The sequence below is a fragment of the Curtobacterium sp. ISL-83 genome, assembly GCF_018613895.1.
In the GTDB taxonomy this organism is placed as follows: Bacteria; Actinomycetota; Actinomycetes; order Actinomycetales; family Microbacteriaceae; genus Curtobacterium.
The window spans coordinates 167935-185085 of record NZ_JAGGPH010000002.1 but is presented as its reverse complement, the minus strand read 5'-3'; the positions used below and the strand labels follow the sequence as shown (position 1 = coordinate 185085).

The window sequence follows — 17151 nt, the reverse complement described above, 5'->3', positions numbered from 1 at the left end:
GGATCCTGACCGGAAGGACCTCCATGACGCTCGCACCCCCGCCCGTCGCCGACGACCTGGTGGTCACCGACCCCGTGCACGGCACCGTCGCCTCGACCGTCCGACGGTCCTCCGAGGACGAGGTCCGCGACGCCGTCGCCCGCGCCCGTACGGCTGCGCCGGCCTGGGCCCGCACCGCCCCGGCTGAGCGCGGCGCCCGCCTCCGTGCCGCCGCCGAACACCTGCGCGGGCACGTCGACGAGCTCGCGGCGCTGAACACCCGCGAGACCGGCAAGGTCCCCGGCGACGCCGTCGGTGGTGTCGAGGCCGGGATCGGCACGCTCCTGCAGTACGCGGAACTCGGGCCGGTCCACCGCGGCGAGGCCCTCCGCGGACAATGGGGCGCCGCCGACTGGACCGTGCCGCACCCCCGCGGTGTGGTGCTCGCCCTGACGCCGTGGAACGACCCCGTCGCCGTCGCGTGCGGGATCCTCGGCGCGGCGATCGTCACGGGCAACACCGTCGTGCACAAGGGCAGCGAACGGTCCCCCGCGACCATCGCCCGCCTGAACGAGCTGCTCGCCGAGGTGCTGCCGGACGGGGTCCTGGTCGGTGTCGACGGGGACGCGCTGACCGGCGAGCTCCTGCTCGAACAGGACGGCTTCGACGTGTACGCGCACGTCGGCTCGACCGCGACCGGGGACCGCCTGTCCGAGGTCGCGACCCGGACCCGTGCCCACGTGATCCGCGAGAACGGCGGCAACGACGCCGTCGTCGTCGACGCCGGCGTCGACCCCGCGTGGGCTGCAGCGCAGGTCGCGCTCGGCGCCTTCGCGAACACCGGGCAGATCTGCACGAGCGTCGAGCGGGTGTACGTGCACCGCGCGATCGCCGAACCGTTCCTCACGGCGCTGGTCGCCGAGGCCGAACGCCGCACGGCCGCCCCCGCGGCCGAGTACGGCCCCCTGGTCGACGAGCGACTGCGGGACACCGTGCAGACCCACGTGGACGACGCGATCAGCCAGGGCGCGACCCTGCTCACCGGCGGGACCGTGCCGGAGGGCGAGGGCACGTTCTACCCGGCCACCGTGCTCACCGACTGCACGGACGCCATGCTCGTCCTGACCGAGGAGACGTTCGGCCCGATCGCCCCCGTCCGCCTCGTCGAGGACTTCGACGAGGCGCTCCGGCTGGCCGCCGCCGACCGCTACGGCCTGGCCGCGACCGTGCTGACGAACGACACCGGGCACGCGCTCCGGGCCGCGGCGGAGCTGCCCGTCGGCACCGTGAAGGTGAACGCCGTCTTCGGCGGCGCCCCGGGTGGCAGTGCGCAACCACGTGGCGCGTCCGGGGCCGGGTTCGGGTACGGCCCGCACCTGCTGGACGAGATGACGACCACGACGGTCGTGCACCTCGAAGCGGCACCGGCACCGGCCGCGTCCTCTTCCGAGACGCCCGGCGGCGCGCGATGACCGCAGACGTCCGCCTCGTCCGGGACTTCGTCGCCCGGATCGACGACCGCGAGCCGCTCGTCGTCGTCATCGGCGACTGCATCCTCGACCGCTGGACGATGGGCGAGGCCGAACGGGTCTCCCGCGAGGCCCCTGCCCCGATCGTCCGCGTGACCGAGACCGTCGCGGTCCCCGGGGGTGCCGCGAACACCGCGGTGAACGCCCGCGCCCTCGGCGCCCGGGTGCGGATGGTCGGGTTCATCGGCGACGACGAGGCCGGCCGTGTCCTGCGCGACCGACTCGCGGCGTCCGGCGTCGACACCTCGTTCCTGGTCGAGGTCCCCGGGGGCCGCACGACCACGAAGTCCCGCGTCGTCGGCGGGGACCGCGTGATGGTGCGCGTCGACGAACTCGCTGCCGCACCGACCGACGACGACCACGCCCGCTTCGCCGACGCCGTGGCCCGCGCGGTCCGGTGCGCCGACGCAGCCGTCGTGTGCGACTACGGGCTCGGTGTCGAGCCGGACGCCATCGTGCCGATGCTCGACCGGGACCGGCCGGGAGCCGTCGTCGTGGACGCGCACGACCTCACGCGCTGGGCACCGCTCGCCCCGGACCTCGTCACGCCGAACGCCGGCGAGACCGCGCTGCTCCTGGGGTCCACGCTCGGTCAGGGCTCCGAGCGCATCGCCGCCGTTGTCGCCGGACGCGCTGCGGTCCTGACCCGGTCCGGTGCCCGCGCTGCCGTCGTCACGCTGGACCGCGACGGCACCGTGCTGGTCGAGCCGGGCTCCGAGCAGGGCTTCCGGACCCGCGCGACCCCCGCCGCCGAGCAGCAGGCATCCGGCGCCGGTGACACGTTCTGCGCGGCCGCGACGGTCGCGCTCGCGGTCGGCACGCCCCTCCGCGACACCGTCGTCATCGCGCAGGCCGCTGCTGACGTCGTCGTGCGCGAGGCCGGGACCTCGGTCTGCTCCGCGGACGCCCTCATCGCGTCGGTCGCCGCCCCCGCGGAGACCGTGGTCGACCACGACGAACTCGCCGAGGCGATCGACCGGGCGCACGCCGCCGGACAGCGGGTCGTGTTCACGAACGGCTGCTTCGACGTCGTGCACCGCGGGCACACGACGTACCTGCGGCAGGCCAAGGAACTCGGGGACCTGCTCGTCGTCGCGCTGAACGACGACGACTCCGTCACGCGGCTGAAGGGCCCCGAGCGACCGATCAACAAGGCCGAGGACCGGGCCGGGGTCCTCGCCGCGCTCGCCTGCGTCGACCTCGTCACGGTCTTCGCCACCGACACCCCCATCCCGCTGATCCAGCGTGTCCGTCCGGACGTCTACGTCAAGGGCGGTGACTACTCCCCCGAGATGCTGCGCGAGACCGAGGTCGTCCGCGCGTACGGCGGCGAGGTCGTGATGGTCGACTACGTCCCCGAGCACTCCACGTCGGCGGTGGTCCGCCGCATCCGGGAGTCCTCGTGACGGCCAGGTGGTCCGGCGCGTGGTCGGCTCCCCGTGTGCCCGGCCACGCACCCGACGTCGACGTGCTCATCCCGACCGTCGGCCGGACCGCCGAGCTCGCCACGACGCTGGCCGGGCTCGCCGCCCAGACCGAGGTGGACATGGGGATCGTGGTCAGCGACCAGTCCGCCGACGGCGACGCCACCACCTGGCCGGCGGTCGCCGCCATGCTCCGCGTCCTGGAGGCGCAGGGCCGGCCCGTCACGCTCCTCACCCACCCGGAACGGCGCGGCCTGGCAGAGCACCGGCAGTACCTGCTCGACCACGCGACCGCTCCCACCGTGCTGTTCCTCGACGACGACGTCTGGCTCGAGCCCGGGTCGATCGCCCGGATGCTCGACGCCCTCCGCTCCCTCGGGTGCGGGTTCGTCGGCAGCGCCGTGCAGGGCCTGTCGTACCTCGCCGACCGGAGGCCGCGCGAGACCGCGGTCTTCGAGCCGTGGGACGGGCCGGTCGTGCCCGAGGTCGTGCGGCGGGGCACCCCGGCGTTCGACCGGTGGTCCCTGCACAACGCCGCGAACCTGGCGCACGTCGCCGAGGGGCTGGACGTCGAACCGGGCACGTGGTTGCCCTACCGGGTGGCCTGGGTCGGCGCCTGCGTCCTGTACGACCGCGCCGTGCTCGAGGCCGTCGGCGGGTTCCGGTTCTGGTCGGACCTGCCGCCGGAACACGCGGGTGAGGACGTCGTCGCGCAGTGGCGCGTGATGGAGCGCTCGGGCGGGGTCGGTATCGTCCCCTCGGGTGCGGTGCACCTGGAGGCGCCGACGACCGTCACGGACCGACGTGTCGACGCCCCGGACGTGGTGTTCGGTCGGCCGACGGCGACCGTCGCGCCCGGGCAGTCGCGCTAGCGGCGGGGTCGGCCTCTGTCGGTCCGCGCGCTGGGACGCGCCCACGCGGCCCCGTCCGCCCGAGACGGCGGCGTGTCCGCGGGACGCCGCCACATCAACGAGACGCCGCCGGGTGAGCGAGACGCCGCCGGGTGAGCGAGACGCCGCCAGATCCCGCGGCGCCTCGAGCCCTTCGCGGCGTCTCGCACTGACGTGGGCGTCTCGCGCAGGCGCCTCCGTCCGCCCGACACGGCCGCGTCTTCATCGGACGCCGCACCCTCGGCGAGACGCCGCCAGAACCCGCGGCGTCTCCCTCCGACGGGACCGTCTCGCAGCGACCGCGGCGTCTCGCACCGACGGCGGCGTCTCGCGCTGACGCGGGCGTCTCGCGCAGGCGCCTCCGTCCGCCCGACATGGCCGCGTCTTCGTCCGACGCCGCACCCTCGGCGAGACGCCGCCAGAACCCGCGGCGTCTCCCACCGACGGGACCGTCTCGCACCGACGGGGGCGTTCCAGTTTGACGGGGGCGTCTCGCGCGGATGGGCCGGTCCGGCATCAACGGTGCCGTCTCGCGTCAGCGCCTCCGTATGCCGGAGACGGCGGCGTCTGCGCGGAACTCCGCCACATCAGCGAGGCGGTGCCAGATTCAGCGGCGCCTCGAGCCGGGCGCGGCGTCTGGCGCTGACAGGGGCGTCTCGCGCAGGCGCCTCCGTCCGCACGACACGGGCGCGTCTGTGCCGCACGCCGCAGCCTCGGCGAGACGCCGTCAGAATCCGGGGCGTCTCGTACCCAGGACGGCGTCTCGCACTGGCAGGGGTGTCTGGCACGGAAGGCGGGCGTGTCGCGGCCGCCGGGGCGTCCCACGGGGATGTGGCCCGGCGCGCGACGCGCGCCGCGACGGACGGGAGGCGCGGTGCCGACCTGGCACCGCGCCTCCCGTCCGTCCCGCGCCAGCGGACCGACGCACGTCGGGATCAGCGCACCCGCACCTGCGCGGTCGCCTGCTTGCCGGTCTGGACGCCCGTGACCGTCACGGTCGCGGTCCCCCGCACGGCGGTCCATGACGTGCTCGCGCTGCCGTCGACCACGTCGAACGTGCCGAGGTCGGTGGAGCCGACCCGGACGATCACCTGGCGGTCCCCGGCGAACCGGCTCCCCGTCAACCGGACGCGCTCACCGCGGTGCGGGGAACGGTCCGACACGTCGACGCGGGCACCGCGGCTCAGAGCCGCGAGGTCCTCGTCGAGCCGCAGGCCGTCGCTGATCGTCGAGAACGTGTCGGTCTGGTCGGAGAGCCCGACGACGTTCGCGGCCCCGGGGCCGTAGGCCGCGATCCGGACCTGCGTGCCGGTGTGCTGCTGCGAGCTACCGGCGGCCGACGTGCCGTAGGACACCTTCATCGTGGTGCCGTCCGCGGTGCGGAGAGCGGTGGAGAGTGCGGTCGGCGGCGTGTTGTCGACGATCTGGCTGGAGTGCCCGTGGTCGGCCGTCGCGATCACGAGCGTGTTGCCGTCCCGCTTCGCGAAGGCCAGGGCGGACTGCACGGCCTCGTCGAAGTCGATCGTCTCACCGATCTGCCCGCAGGCGTCGGCGGCGTGGTCCTGCTTGTCGATGCTCGCGCCCTCGACCTGCAGGAAGAACCCCTTCCCGTGCTTCGACCGGCGGTCGAGCAGCGAGATCGACTTGTTCGTCAGCGACTGCAGGGACAGCCCGGTCGCGAGGCGCTTCGGGTTCGGGGTGCACGTCACCGGGGCCTGGTCGCCGCCGCCGACCGTCGCGGTCGTGGGAGCGTACCGGGTCGGGAAGTTGCCCGGCGTGAACAGCCCGAGGAGCGGGCGCGACTGGTCGGCCTTCCGGACACCGGCGAGTCCGTCCGCGTCCGAGACGACCTGGTACCCGCGGTCGTCGGCCTGGTCGAACAGGGTCTTGCCCTGCCACTGCCCGGCCTTGGCGGTCTGCGCGAACGTCGTCGCCCCGCCACCGAGCGTCACGTCCGGACGGGTGTTCAGCAGCTGCTCGGTGATCGAGCCGAGGCCGCCGTTCTGCAGGGCGTCGGTGCCGCACGAGGCGGTGTCCGGCCCGTAGCACGAGCGGGATCCGACGTGGGCGACCTGGACGGCGGGGGTGGCGTCCTGGATCTCGGCGGTCGAGACGTCGCCGGTGCGCAGTCCGTTCGCCTTCGCGAGCTCGAGCAGGGTCTGCTGCGGCTTCCCGTCGACGTCGACCGAGATCGCGCCGTCGTACGTCTTCGTGCCGGTCGCCCACGCGCTGCCGGACGCCGCCGAGTCGGTGACGTAGTCCGGCTTGCCCTTGTCGGCGCCGTCCTTGACCACCGAGTAGGTCGTGTACGAGCCGGTGAGCGGCAGGGCGTCGAGCCCCGGCAGCCGGCCGGCGGCCCCGTACTGGTAGTTCCGCGCGACCGTGATCTCGGAGTCGCCCATCCCGTCGCCGATGAGCAGGATGACGTTCTTGGCCCCGGCGCGCGTGATCGCCTGCTGGACGGTGCGGGTCTGGTCGCCGTCGTGTCGTTCGGCCCCGCCGTGCTGGGTGAGCGCGAGCTGCGCGACCGCCCCTGCGGTGCCCGGGACGGCGACCGCACCGGCGACGAGCGCGGCGCCGAGGACGACAGCCGCACGGGTGCGGCGTTTCGGAGTGTGCTGCATGACGTGATCTCCTTGTCTGTCACCCGAACGGGTGCCGTTCGAGGATGGCCTGTGCAGCGGTACAGGATGGTGAACCGATCAGGTCGGCTGTGTGAACAGACAGGAGGCGCCGCCGCTTGAAGAGTTCGTGCTCGGGTCGCACCTGCGGATGCCGACGCATCGTGCAACCGAGGATGCGGATCCCCGGGCAAGCCGTTCCCCGTAGCGTCCGCGTACAGGGCAAGATCAGACCACGTACAGATCGACACGAGGAGCACCGATGGCGACCTTCACCCGTGGGTTCGGCGGTCGCCGAGCCGACCGCGACGACTCCCGCATCCCGCCGGGCCAGACCCTCGTCGAGGACTGGCCCGTCCTGTCCGCCGGTGCCACGCCCGACATCGAGCCCGCCGAGTGGACGTTCTCGATCCGCACGGAGACCGGCGCGCTGCACACGTGGACGTGGGACGAGGTCCGCGCCCTCGGGATCGAGGACATCACCGTCGACATCCACTGCGTGACGCACTGGACGAAGCTCGGGATGGCGTGGCGCGGGGTGCCGCTCGACCGCCTGTTCGAGGACGTCGAGACCTCGCTCGAGTACTGCATGGTGCACAGCACCGGCGGGTACACGACCAACGTCCCCCTCGACGAGCTGCTCGACGGGCAAGCCTGGATCGCGTTCGAGGCGGACGGCGAACCCCTGACCCCCGAGCACGGTGGCCCTGCGCGGCTGCTCGTCCCGCACCTGTACTTCTGGAAGAGCGCGAAGTGGGTCCGCGGCATCACCATGCAGGCCGACGACGAACCGGGCTTCTGGGAGAACGCTGGCTACAACCTGCACGGCGACCCCTGGAAGGAGGAGCGGTACTGGTGAGCGCGCCTGAAACCGGCCTGGAAACGCGCACCGGCCTGGAGACGCGCACCGGCCTGGAGGCGCGGCCCGCCCCCGCCACGTCGCCCGCGGTCCGCAGGCGGCCGGCCTGGCACGCCGCCACCGTCGCGTCCGTCACGCCCGAGACGCCGAACGCGCGCCGCATCGTCCTGGACGTGCCGACGTGGCCCGGCAACGACCCGGGCCAGCACCTGGACCTGCGGCTCACCGCGGAGGACGGCTACCAGGCCACGCGGTCGTACTCCATCGCCTCGTCCGGGCCGGGTACGAGGGTGACCCTCGCGGTCGACCGCGTCGAGGGCGGCGAGGTCTCGCCGTTCCTGGTCGACGCCGTCGAGGTGGGCGACGCACTCGAAGTGCACGGCCCGCTCGGCGGCTGGTTCGTCTGGCGTCCCGCTGCCGAGGCCAGCCGCCCTGTGCAGCTCATCGCCGGGGGGTCGGGCATCGTCCCGCTCGCCGCGATGCTCACCGCGCACGCCGCGGCCGCCGATCCGACACGGTTCCGGCTGCTGTACGCGGTGCGGACCCCGGAGGACGTGTTCTTCCGGGACGAACTCGACGCCGCGACCCGGGCCGCCGCACCGCTCGAGGTCACACGCGTGTACAGCCGTCGTGCTCCGGAGGGTGCCGCACTCCCCGCCGGGCGGCTCACGAAGGACGCCCTCGCCGGCGCGGTCTTCCCGCCGGAGGACCACGCCCTGGTCTACGTCTGCGGCTCGACCCCGTTCGTGGAGCAGGTGCTGCGGTGGCTCGACGAGCTCGGGCACGACACGAGCACGGTCCGTGCCGAACGGTTCGGAGGCAGCTGATGACCATCGTCGACGGGAACGCGCTGGCCGGGGTGCTCGAGGACGTCCTCGGGCCGGAGCCGACCACCGCGCTCCTGCGCTGCGTCGGGTGCGGAACGGTCGGGGTGCTCGCCGGAGCGCGGGTCTACCGGACCGCGATCGGCACCGTGGCCCGGTGCCGCGGGTGCGACACAGTACTGGTGACGCACGTGTCGGACGGCACGCGCAGCTGGGTGGGACTCCCCGGCGCGCGCATCGTCATGACCGGCTGACCGACTGACTGACTGACTTACTAGCTGTCCGGCTGACACTGCGTCCGGTCCGACGACGAAGGCCCCGGTCGGTGACCGGGGCCTTCTGCACGAGCGGATGACGAGATTCGAACTCGCGACCCTCACCTTGGCAAGGTGATGCGCTACCACTGCGCCACATCCGCGTACCACGTCAGACTAGCGGAAGTCCGGCGGATCGGGCGAAGCGAGCGGAGGCGCGGCGCGTCGTGCCCGGTCGTCGTGGTGCGGGATTGCGGGATTGCGGTTAACCGCATGCCGGGCAGATCGGCCCCACCCGATCCGGCCACGGCTCCGGATCACTCTTCAGGGCCTGCACGGGACCACCCTTCCCGGTTGCCGAGCCCCGGCGCAGCGTTGCGCAGCCCGATGGGACGCGCCCGACCCGAACGCCGCCGCGTGCCGTCGTGCACCCAGGACGGGTGCGGGAACCCTGGCTCGCGGACCGTCCACCGCTCCGGTGGGGCGCGGGAACCCGAATCCTGCGCCCCGTCGGTGCCCTCTGTCACCGGACCTGTCGACCCGGCCGGCCTCTGCCGTCGTGTCGCGGGTGGTCTCCGAGGCGACTCGTGTTGGATCGGGTGCATGAGCTACGTGCACGACAATCCGGGCGGGACCGAGGCCCACGGGGTCGACCTGATCGACGGGGACCGACCGGCCGTCCGCATCCTCGTGCACGGCGACCTGCCGACGACGATCGAACACGAGGGGCGCACCTGGCTCGCGACCGGCCAGGCGCACGACGGTGGCGACCCCGACGCTCCCCCGATCGCGATCTACCGCCCGGTCTGAACGACCGGGGCGCTGAAGCGTTCGACGAGGTCCCGCTTCAGCACCTTGCCGCTCGGCCCGAGCGGCAGCGCGTCGACGACGTGCACCACGCGCGGGAACTTGTAGGCGGCGATCTCCGCGGACACGAAGGCGACGAGTTCCTCGGGTGAGACGGACGCGTCGGCCCGCAGCACCACGGCGGCCTCGATCTCCTGACCGTGCACCTCGTGCGGAACCCCGAACACCGCCGCCATGGCGACCTCCGGGTGCGTGGCGAGGACCTCCTCCACCTGCCGCGGGTACACGTTGTAGCCGTTGCGGATGATCATGTCCTTCGTCCGGTCGACGATGGTGATGTAGCCGTCGTCGTCCTTCGTCCCGAGGTCGCCCGTCCGGAACCACCCGTCGACGATCGCCGCCGCGGTGTCCTCCGGACGGTTCAGGTACCCGTTCATCAGGTTGTGCCCGCGGATCACGAGCTCGCCGATCTCGCCGCGCGGGACGAGCACGATCGCGTCGGCCGAGGACGGGTCCGCGATCTCCACGTCGACGCCCCACACCGGCGTGCCGATCGTGCCCGGGCGCGGGGGCTGCCCGACGTGGTTGAAGGTCGCGACCGGGGACGTCTCGGTGAGCCCGTAGCCCTCGTGGATCGGAGCGTCGAACACGGACTGGAACCGTTCGAGCACCGCGAGGGGCAACGACGCGCCACCCGAGATCGCGTACCGCAGCGACGGACGGGCATCGGTGCGGGTCGCCGCGTCGAGGAGCGCCATGTACATCGTCGGCACGCCCATGAAGATCCCGCACTCGTGCTCGACCATCGCGGCGAGGGCCGTGTCGCCGTCGAACCGCGGCAGCATCACGATCGTCGCGCCGGCGCGGAACCCGGTGTTCATCGTGCAGGTCTGCCCGAACGTGTGGAACAGCGGGAGCGCGCCGAGCAGGACGTCACCACGGTGCATGTCGAACGTCGTCATCAGGTTGGTGTTGACCTGCTCGAGCAGGGCGAAGTGGGAGCCCTCGGCACCCTTCGGCTGTCCGGTCGTCCCGCTGGTGTACAGGATCGTCGCCGTGTCGAAGGGATCGCGGGGGACGTAGGTGGTGAGCGGCGTGGCGGACGCGGCCAGCGCCTCCAGGCGGTCCGGTCCGTCATCGGACGCACCCGACGCCGCCGGGGCGAGGACGGAGATGACGTCGACGCCCGCGAGGGCGGCACCGGCCGCGCCCTCGGTGAGCAGCGGGGCTGCGCAGACGAGCAGCGACGCGCCGCTGTCGCGGAGCACGTACTCGATCTCGCGGCGCTTCAGGAGCGCGTGCACCGGCACCGCGACCGCGCCGAGCGCGAGGGTCGCGTAGTAGACGCGGGGGAAGTCGGCGACGTTCGGCAGGAGCATGGCGACCCGGTCGCCCTCGGCGACGCCCCGGGCGCGGAGGGCGCCCGCGTAGGCCAGGGTCTCGGCCCACAGCTCGGCGTAGGTCGTCCGCTGGTCCCCCACGATGACGGCGACGTCGTCCGGGTACCGGGCGGCGGACTCGGCGAGGATCGCGGCGACGGAAGCGGTGGCACGGTGGCGCGGGGTGTCGACACGCTCGTCGGTGGTCGGGGCGTCGTCGCTCGGGCTGGTGGTGGGGGTCATTCGGGTCTCCGTCTTCGTCGACGAGTGGGGCTCACTGATCGTACGTCCGTGGGACGTCCTCCGGCTGCGGCGCCTCCGTGACGCGGCTCGTGGACCGTACAGGGAGCGCGAGTCTCAGGCCCGTTCGACGAGTGCCCGGCGCGGGTCCCCCACCACGGTCCAGCGCGACGCCGTCGAGCCGCGCGGCACGAGCACCGGCTGCGCTGCCCGGCGATCGACCCGCGGCGCCCCGGCGAGCACGTCGAGCAACGCCCGAGCCGAATCGACGCCGTAGGCCGCGATGTCGTGCGACATCGCGGTCAGGGGTGGCACGGTGAGCTGGCACTGCACCGAGTCGTCCCATGCCAGGAGCGCGAGGTCGCCGGGCACGTCGAGCCCGGCAGCACGCACGGTGGCGAGGCCCGTGATCGCCATCACGTCGTTGTCGTACACGATCGCCGTCACGCCGGACGTCGGGCGACCGGCGAGGACGTCGCGGGTCCCCCGGTCGCCGGACTCGGCGGTGTAGTCACCCTCGATGACGTCGAACGTCATGCCCACGGCGCGTGCGGCCTCGTCGAACGCCGCCGTCCGTTCGCCGGTGTGCCGGAACTCGGCCGGGCCGCTGATGCGCGCCACTCGCCGGTGCCCGCGCTCCGCCAGGTGCGCGACGATGCTCGTCGCGACCGCCGCGTCGTCGGTCGAGACCGTCGAGAAGTCACGGGCCTCGCCGGGGCTCCCGATGAGGACGGCGGGGAGTCCGAGACCGCGGAGCGCGGGGATGCGGACGTCGTCCGCCCGGACGTCCGTGACGATGACCCCGCCGATCCGGTCACCGGCCGCCCAGCGGCGGAAGGTGGCGACCTCGGCCTCGGCGTCGAGCACGACCTCGAGCAGGAGCGTCATGCCGTGCGCGGCGAGGGTTTCCTCGACCCCCCGGACGTACTGCATCCAGAACGGCTCGAGTGCGACGCGCCGCCGGGGTCGGTGGATGCAGATCCCCACCGACCCCGGCAACGTCGGGTCACTGAGCTCGGGCAACCACGTCACCGGCTGAACATAGCACCGGGAACGCGAGCGTCGAGGCGTCCGGCACCGGGGTCCCGGCCGGCACCGTGACCCGGATCCGGGCCCGCTCACCCGGAGCGAGGGTGACCAGTCCGTCCCCCACGCGCGCACCGCGGTGGATGCGGTCGGCCTGCAGGAACAGGTCCTTCACGACCGACCGCGCGGTGACGACCACGTCGAAGCCGCCGTCGACCGGTTCGACGAGGACGTCGACCGCTTCACGGGTGGCAGCGAGCGTCAGGTCGGTGTCCTCGGCGAACCAGTGGTGTGCGCGCGCGTCCCCGATGCGCGCCACGAGGAACTCGGACGCGGCGTCCGTCACGGTGGCCAGTTCGTCCGGGACGCCGACCCGGGCGAGACCCCGTGCCGGCGCAGCGAGGTCGACGGTCGCGGTGGCCAGGGGTTCGACGGCGTCGGCGGACCGACGCTCGACGACGACCGACCCGGCAAGCGCGGTGTCGCTGTCGTTGTGCAGCACGAGCTCGAGCCCGCCGTCCTCGCGGGGCCGGAACACGAGCAGACGGTCCTGGTACGCGTCGCGCAGTGCGTACCAGAGCGGCTTCCGGATGCCGGCGTGGTCGACGGCCGCCCACGACACCACGGGCCAGTCGTCGTTGAGCTGCCACACGATCGCCCCCGTGTTCCGCGGGAACTCCGAGCGGAAGTGCTCGACGGCGAAGCGGATCGCGCGGGCCTGGTTGAGCTGCGTCGCCCAGTGCCAGCCCTCGATCGTCGTCGGCACGGGCAGGTGGGCACCGAGGCCGCGCTCGAGCTTGCCGTTGCCGTCGTCCGCCTTCTGGTGCACGAGCATCTGGTGCCCGTAGGGGTCGAGCGGCTCGTCGTGCACGACGTCGACCAGCGTGGTCCACGCCGGCGGACCCTGGAACCCGAACTCCGAGGCGAAGCGCGGGTGGTGCGTGGCGTAGTCGGCGTAGTCGCGCTGGTTCCAGACGTCCCAGATGTGCATGGTGCCGTTGCGCTCGTCGTTCGGGTGCGCGTAGTCGAGGAACGAGAACGGGCTGCCCGGCGAGTACGGCCGCGTGGGGTCGAGTTCCGCCACGATCGCGGGGAGCAGCTCGCGGTAGTAGCCCTCGCCCCACGTCCGACCGACCAGGTCCTTCGCCCACCCCCACTCGACGTAGGCCCAGATGTTCTCGTTGCAACCGTTCCAGAGCGCCAGGCTCGGGTGCGCCGAGAGTCGGGTGACCGCCTCGCGAGCCTCCGCCTCGACCTCGCTCCGCAGGGGTTCCTCCTCGCTGTACGCAGCGCACGCGAACAGGAAGTCCTGCCACACCAGGATCCCGAGTTCGTCGCACACGTCGTAGAAGTCGTCGGACTCGAACATCCCGCCGCCCCAGACGCGCAGCAGGTTCATCCCCGCGTCGGCGGCGTCGGTGACCGACGCCCGGTACCGCTCCGGCGTCATCCGGGTGACGAGGGCGTCGTCCGGGATCCAGTTCGCCCCGCGGACGTACACCGGGCGGTCGTTCACCGCGATCGAGAACGGCGAGCCGTCCGCGTCGGGCGTCGTGTCGAGCGTCACCGTCCGGAACCCGATGCGCGCCGACCAGTCGGCGTCGCCGGCCCGGACACTCACCCGGTACAGCGGCTGCTCCCCGTGGCCGCGCGGCCACCAGAGGTCGACGTGGTCGGGCTCGACGACGAGGGTCACCGCCGTCTCGCCGACGGTCACCGGCCGGGAGGCCCGCCCCCCGGCCACCTCGACCGTCACCTCCGTCGGTGGGTGCGTCTCCGACGCCCACTCCAGGTCGACGTGCGCCGTCAGGACGCCGCGCCCGGCGACCACGTCGACGAGCGGTCGGACACTGGCGATGCGGACGCCGGACCAGGACTCGATGCCGATCGGCCGCCAGATCCCGGAGGTGGACAGGTCGATCCCCCAGTCCCACCCGAAGTCGCTCGCGCGCTTCCGGATCGCGTTGAACGGGTGGTGCATCACCTTGGGTCGTGCGCCGAGGACGACCTCTTGCTCGCGGGCGTACTCGATCGGCGAGCGGAGGTCGACGACGAGCTCGTTCGTCCCCTCGACCAGGAAGGGGCGGACGTCGAAGCGGTACGACCGGTGCTGGTTGGCGGTCCGGGCGACCTCGTGCCCGTTCAGCGTGATGGTCGCGGCGGTGTCGAGCCCGTCGGCGACCAGGTCGTGGCGGACGGCGTCACCCGCCGTCCACGTGAACGTGGTGCGGTACTGCCATTCGCAGTACCCGATCCAGGCCAGCAGTGCTTCGTTGTCGCCGTCGAACGGGTCGTCGATGATGCCGGCGGCCAGCAGGTCGGTGTGGACCTCGCCGGGGACGGTGGCGCCGATCGGCGCCGCGAAGCGGTGCGCGAGGGACTCGGGGACGGGACCGGCGGTGGGTGTGACGGTCCACGTCGATCCCGTGAGGTCGAGTCGGTGGCCGAGCCGCGCCTCCCGTCCGTCGGTGGTGGGCAGGTCCGGGTGCAGTGCGGTCACGCGCTGATCCTCTTCTCGGGGTTGGGTGCCGCTTCGGCGAGCAGCTTCGTGTACTCGTGTTGCGGGTTGAGGATGACGTCGTCGGACGGTCCCCGTTCGACGATCTGGCCCTTGTACATGACGAGGATCTCGTCGGAGAAGTGCCGGGCGGTCGCGAGGTCGTGCGTGATGTAGAGGACACCGAGGTCCTCCTCGCGCTGCAGGCCGGCGAGCAGGTTGAGCACGCCGAGCCGGATCGACACGTCGAGCATCGACACCGGCTCGTCCGCGACCAGGATCCGCGGTTGCGGTGCCAGCGCACGGGCGATCGCGACCCGTTGCCGCTGCCCGCCGGACAGCTCGTGCGGACGCTTCTCGGCGACCTCGTCGGGCGGGTCGAGGCGGACGCGTTCGAGCAGCCGACGGACACCCGCCCGCTCCTCGTCCGCGGTGTGCACCTTCCCGTGCAGCCGGAGGGGACGGGCGAGGTGGTGCCCGATGGTGTGGAACGGGTTGAGCGACGCGAACGGGTCCTGGAAGACCATCTGCACGGCGCTCCGGTAGTCGCGGAGGCCGGAGCCGTGCCGGTGCACGGGCTCGCCGTCGAGCAGGATCTGGCCGCGCGTCGGTCGTTCGAGCTGCATGAGCAGCTTCGCGATGGTCGACTTGCCGCTGCCGGACTGACCCACCAGTGCGATGGTCTTGCCGGCCTCGAGGGTGAAGGAGACGTCGTCGACGGCGGTCAGGCGCGAGCCGCGCCACCCGCCGCGGATCCGGTACTCCTTGGTGACGTTCCGGAACTCGAGGGTGCTCATCGGTTCTCCTCCGTGGCCGTGGCCGTGGCCGTGGGTGTGGCCCTGGCCGGCGGTGCCGTCGCGCTGGTCGTGCCGGTCGTGGTGGCGTCTTCGCCGGTCCGGATGAAGTCGCCCCGGGCACCCGTCAGGCTCGGGAACGACGCGAGCAGCTGCTTCGTGTAGTCGTCCTGCGGGTTCGTGTAGAGGTCGACCGCGTCCCCGAGTTCGACGATCTCGCCCTCGCGCATGACCGCGATCCGGTCGCTGATCTCGAGGAGCAGGGGCAGGTCGTGGGTGATGAAGACCACCGCGAAGCCGAGCTCCTCCCGCAGTCGGGTGATCTCGCGGAGGATCTCGCGCTGGACGACGACGTCGAGCGCGGTGGTCGGTTCGTCCATGATCATCACCTGCGGCCCGAGCGCCATCGCCATCGCGATCATGACCCGCTGGCGCATGCCGCCGGAGAGCTCGTGGGCGAACGACCGGAGGCGCGAACGGTCCACCCCGACGCGCTCGAGCAGGTCACCCGACCGCTCCCGGCGTTCCTTCCTGCCCATTTCCGGTCGGTGGGTGCGGAAGATGTCCTCGAGCTGCGCCTGCACCGTGATGACCGGGTTGAGCGAGTTCATCGCGCCCTGGAACACCATCGAGATGCGGTCCCACCGGAAGGCCCGGAGGTCCTCGCCCTCGAGCAGCCCGAGGTCGAAGGCCGTGCCCTCTCGCGAGTGGAACACGGCGCGTCCCGACACGATCTTGGCGGGGGGTTTGAGGAGTCGGTTCACCCCGTACGCGAGCGTCGACTTCCCGCAGCCGCTCTCACCGGCGAGGCCGAGGATCTCCCCGCGGCCGAGGGTCAGCGACACGTGCTTGACGGCGTGGGTGACGCGTTCGCCGAGGTAGTCGACGCTGAAGTCCTCGATGGTCAGGACGGGGTCGGCCTGGGCCCGCGCTGCGCGGTCGGCACGCTCGGCTCGGTCGGCCCGGACGGCACCGTCGTGTCGTTCTGCCGTCGTCTTCGTCGCGGTCATCGTCCGGCCTCCTCGGCGTCGGTGGTGGCGATCGTGCCGGTCATGGTGGTGCCGACGGCCGCGTCGCGCTCGATGGCGGCGGCTTCACGACGGCTCATCACCCAGCGCTTCCGCGCGGACCGGGTGGAGGCCCGGAGCTTCGGGTCGATGATCTCGTCGATCGAGAAGTTGATCAGTGACAGGGCGGCTCCGAACAGGGCGATGAGGAGCCCCGGGGGCACGAACCACCACCAGGCACCGAGCCGGAGGGCCAGGCCGTTCTGCGCGTAGAAGAGCATCGTGCCCCAGGTCAGCGCTCCGGAGGCCCCGAGCCCGAGGAACGACAGCCCGGCCTCCCCGAGGATCGCGAAGATGATCGCGAAGACGAACTGCGAGGCGAGGATCGGCACCAGGTTCGGCAGGATCTCGACGAACAGGATCCGCCACGTCTTCTCGCCGGAGACACGTGCCGCGGAGACGTAGTCGCGACCACGGAGGCTCAGGGTCACGCTGCGGAGGACACGGGCGCTGCCGGCCCAGCTCGTGATCGCGAGGACCCCGGCGATGAGCAGCAGCCCCTTGTCGGGCACGTAGCTCGAGATGATGATGACGAGCGGGAGCCCGGGGATCACGAGCACGACGTTCGTGAACAGCGAGAAGGTCTCGTCGACCCAGCCGCCGACGTACGCGCCGACGATCCCGAAGAACGCGGACGCGACCATCGCCAGGATGCCCACGATGAAGCCGATGATCAGCGAGCCCCTGGTGGCGTTCGCGAGCTGCGCGAGGACGTCCTGGCCGGTCTGGGTGGTGCCGAGCAGGTGGGCGCCGCTCGGCCCGGCGAGTCCGGCGTCGCTGATGGCGGAGGGGCTCCCCAGGACCAGCGGGCCGATCAGGCCGAACAGGATGATGAGCCCTGCGATGCCGAGCCCGGCGATGAGTTTCGGCGTCAAGGACGGCAGGTTGCGCCGGCGCCCGGCGCGGACGGAGCCCGCGGCGATCCCGGGGTCGAGTGCGGTGGTGGAGGTCATGGTCAGCG

General features: G+C 72.5%; 14 protein-coding genes and 1 tRNA gene. 7 read left to right on the top strand and 8 right to left on the bottom strand.

Features of this window, described 5'->3' with window-relative positions:
* The first annotated feature begins 23 nt into the window (after positions 1 to 23).
* Genes J7E22_RS01140 through J7E22_RS01130 form a run of 3 tightly spaced genes read left to right on the top strand, consistent with a single transcriptional unit; the run spans position 24 to position 3804 of the window.
* On the top strand, positions 24 to 1451 hold the full coding sequence (locus J7E22_RS01140; protein WP_214978068.1) for an aldehyde dehydrogenase: 1428 nt from the start codon (positions 24 to 26) through the stop codon (positions 1449 to 1451).
* On the top strand, positions 1448 to 2914 hold the full coding sequence (rfaE2, locus tag J7E22_RS01135) for a D-glycero-beta-D-manno-heptose 1-phosphate adenylyltransferase (protein WP_214978066.1): 1467 nt from the start codon (positions 1448 to 1450) through the stop codon (positions 2912 to 2914). The genes J7E22_RS01140 and rfaE2 overlap by 4 nt, the downstream gene beginning before the upstream one ends.
* Positions 2915 to 2949: 35 nt before the next feature.
* Positions 2950 to 3804 carry a glycosyltransferase gene (locus J7E22_RS01130; RefSeq protein WP_308159092.1) on the top strand — a complete coding sequence of 285 codons (855 nt, stop codon included), beginning with the start codon at positions 2950 to 2952 and terminating at the stop codon, positions 3802 to 3804.
* 953 nt (positions 3805 to 4757) lie between these two features.
* On the opposite strand, the gene phoA is transcribed toward J7E22_RS01130, so the two are convergent.
* Positions 4758 to 6446 (bottom strand): alkaline phosphatase, encoded by a 1689-nt coding sequence (gene phoA / locus J7E22_RS01125; protein ID WP_214978062.1) that lies wholly within the window; start codon positions 6444 to 6446, stop codon positions 4758 to 4760.
* A 259-nt stretch (positions 6447 to 6705) separates the two neighbouring features.
* Between phoA and J7E22_RS01120 the strand changes: the two genes are divergently transcribed.
* From J7E22_RS01120 to J7E22_RS01110, 3 genes are read left to right on the top strand one after another with little or no spacing between them, the layout of a single operon-like run.
* Positions 6706 to 7302, top strand: a complete 597-nt coding sequence (locus J7E22_RS01120) for a molybdopterin-dependent oxidoreductase (RefSeq protein ID WP_214978061.1) — start codon at positions 6706 to 6708, stop codon at positions 7300 to 7302.
* A complete protein-coding gene (locus tag J7E22_RS01115; protein WP_308159091.1) occupies positions 7299 to 8129 on the top strand; it encodes an FAD-binding oxidoreductase in 831 nt (276 codons plus the stop codon). The genes J7E22_RS01120 and J7E22_RS01115 overlap by 4 nt, the downstream gene beginning before the upstream one ends.
* Positions 8129 to 8380, top strand: a complete 252-nt coding sequence (locus J7E22_RS01110) for a DUF6510 family protein (protein WP_214978060.1) — start codon at positions 8129 to 8131, stop codon at positions 8378 to 8380. Before J7E22_RS01115 ends, J7E22_RS01110 begins: the two co-directional genes overlap by 1 nt.
* A gap of 92 nt (positions 8381 to 8472) precedes the next feature.
* On the opposite strand, the gene J7E22_RS01105 is transcribed toward J7E22_RS01110, so the two are convergent.
* A tRNA-Gly gene (locus J7E22_RS01105) sits at positions 8473 to 8544 on the bottom strand.
* A gap of 439 nt (positions 8545 to 8983) precedes the next feature.
* Here J7E22_RS01105 and J7E22_RS01100 point away from each other — a divergent pair.
* Positions 8984 to 9190, top strand: coding sequence for a hypothetical protein (locus J7E22_RS01100; RefSeq protein WP_214978059.1), 207 nt, complete (start codon positions 8984 to 8986; stop codon positions 9188 to 9190).
* Here the strand turns inward: J7E22_RS01100 and J7E22_RS01095 are convergent.
* The 6 genes from J7E22_RS01095 to J7E22_RS01070 form a co-directional block, all read right to left on the bottom strand.
* Positions 9175 to 10809 (bottom strand): long-chain fatty acid--CoA ligase, encoded by a 1635-nt coding sequence (locus J7E22_RS01095; RefSeq protein ID WP_214978058.1) that lies wholly within the window; start codon positions 10807 to 10809, stop codon positions 9175 to 9177. The two genes, J7E22_RS01100 and J7E22_RS01095, sit on opposite strands and share 16 nt — an antisense overlap.
* A gap of 114 nt (positions 10810 to 10923) precedes the next feature.
* The gene (locus J7E22_RS01090) at positions 10924 to 11838 is read right to left on the bottom strand and encodes a LacI family DNA-binding transcriptional regulator (RefSeq protein WP_214978057.1); all 915 of its coding nucleotides are present in this window, start codon (positions 11836 to 11838) and stop codon (positions 10924 to 10926) included.
* A complete protein-coding gene (locus J7E22_RS01085) occupies positions 11813 to 14332 on the bottom strand; it encodes a glycoside hydrolase family 2 protein (RefSeq protein ID WP_308159090.1) in 2520 nt (839 codons plus the stop codon). The genes J7E22_RS01090 and J7E22_RS01085 overlap by 26 nt, the downstream gene beginning before the upstream one ends.
* Complete coding sequence (locus tag J7E22_RS01080) at positions 14329 to 15126, bottom strand: ABC transporter ATP-binding protein (RefSeq protein WP_214978056.1); 798 nt, start codon at positions 15124 to 15126, stop codon at positions 14329 to 14331. The genes J7E22_RS01085 and J7E22_RS01080 overlap by 4 nt, the downstream gene beginning before the upstream one ends.
* The gene (locus J7E22_RS01075; RefSeq protein WP_214978054.1) at positions 15123 to 16133 is read right to left on the bottom strand and encodes an ABC transporter ATP-binding protein; all 1011 of its coding nucleotides are present in this window, start codon (positions 16131 to 16133) and stop codon (positions 15123 to 15125) included. Before J7E22_RS01075 ends, J7E22_RS01080 begins: the two co-directional genes overlap by 4 nt.
* A complete protein-coding gene (locus tag J7E22_RS01070) occupies positions 16130 to 17143 on the bottom strand; it encodes an ABC transporter permease (RefSeq protein ID WP_214978052.1) in 1014 nt (337 codons plus the stop codon). Before J7E22_RS01070 ends, J7E22_RS01075 begins: the two co-directional genes overlap by 4 nt.
* Positions 17144 to 17151 lie beyond the last annotated feature (8 nt).

Excerpts from the sequence above, each read along its gene's own strand:
- J7E22_RS01095 (WP_214978058.1), bottom strand. The coding sequence starts at position 10,809 with ATGACCCCCACCACCAGCCCGAGCGACGACGCCCCGACCACCGACGAG.
- J7E22_RS01080 (WP_214978056.1), bottom strand. The coding sequence starts at position 15,126 with ATGAGCACCCTCGAGTTCCGGAACGTCACCAAGGAGTACCGGATCCGC.
- J7E22_RS01110 (WP_214978060.1), top strand. The coding sequence starts at position 8,129 with ATGACCATCGTCGACGGGAACGCGCTGGCCGGGGTGCTCGAGGACGTC.
- J7E22_RS01140 (WP_214978068.1), top strand. The coding sequence starts at position 24 with ATGACGCTCGCACCCCCGCCCGTCGCCGACGACCTGGTGGTCACCGAC.
- phoA (WP_214978062.1), bottom strand. The coding sequence starts at position 6,446 with ATGCAGCACACTCCGAAACGCCGCACCCGTGCGGCTGTCGTCCTCGGC.
- rfaE2 (WP_214978066.1), top strand. The coding sequence starts at position 1,448 with ATGACCGCAGACGTCCGCCTCGTCCGGGACTTCGTCGCCCGGATCGAC.
- J7E22_RS01075 (WP_214978054.1), bottom strand. The coding sequence starts at position 16,133 with ATGACCGCGACGAAGACGACGGCAGAACGACACGACGGTGCCGTCCGG.
- J7E22_RS01120 (WP_214978061.1), top strand. The coding sequence starts at position 6,706 with ATGGCGACCTTCACCCGTGGGTTCGGCGGTCGCCGAGCCGACCGCGAC.
- J7E22_RS01070 (WP_214978052.1), bottom strand. The coding sequence starts at position 17,143 with ATGACCTCCACCACCGCACTCGACCCCGGGATCGCCGCGGGCTCCGTC.
- J7E22_RS01100 (WP_214978059.1), top strand. The coding sequence starts at position 8,984 with ATGAGCTACGTGCACGACAATCCGGGCGGGACCGAGGCCCACGGGGTC.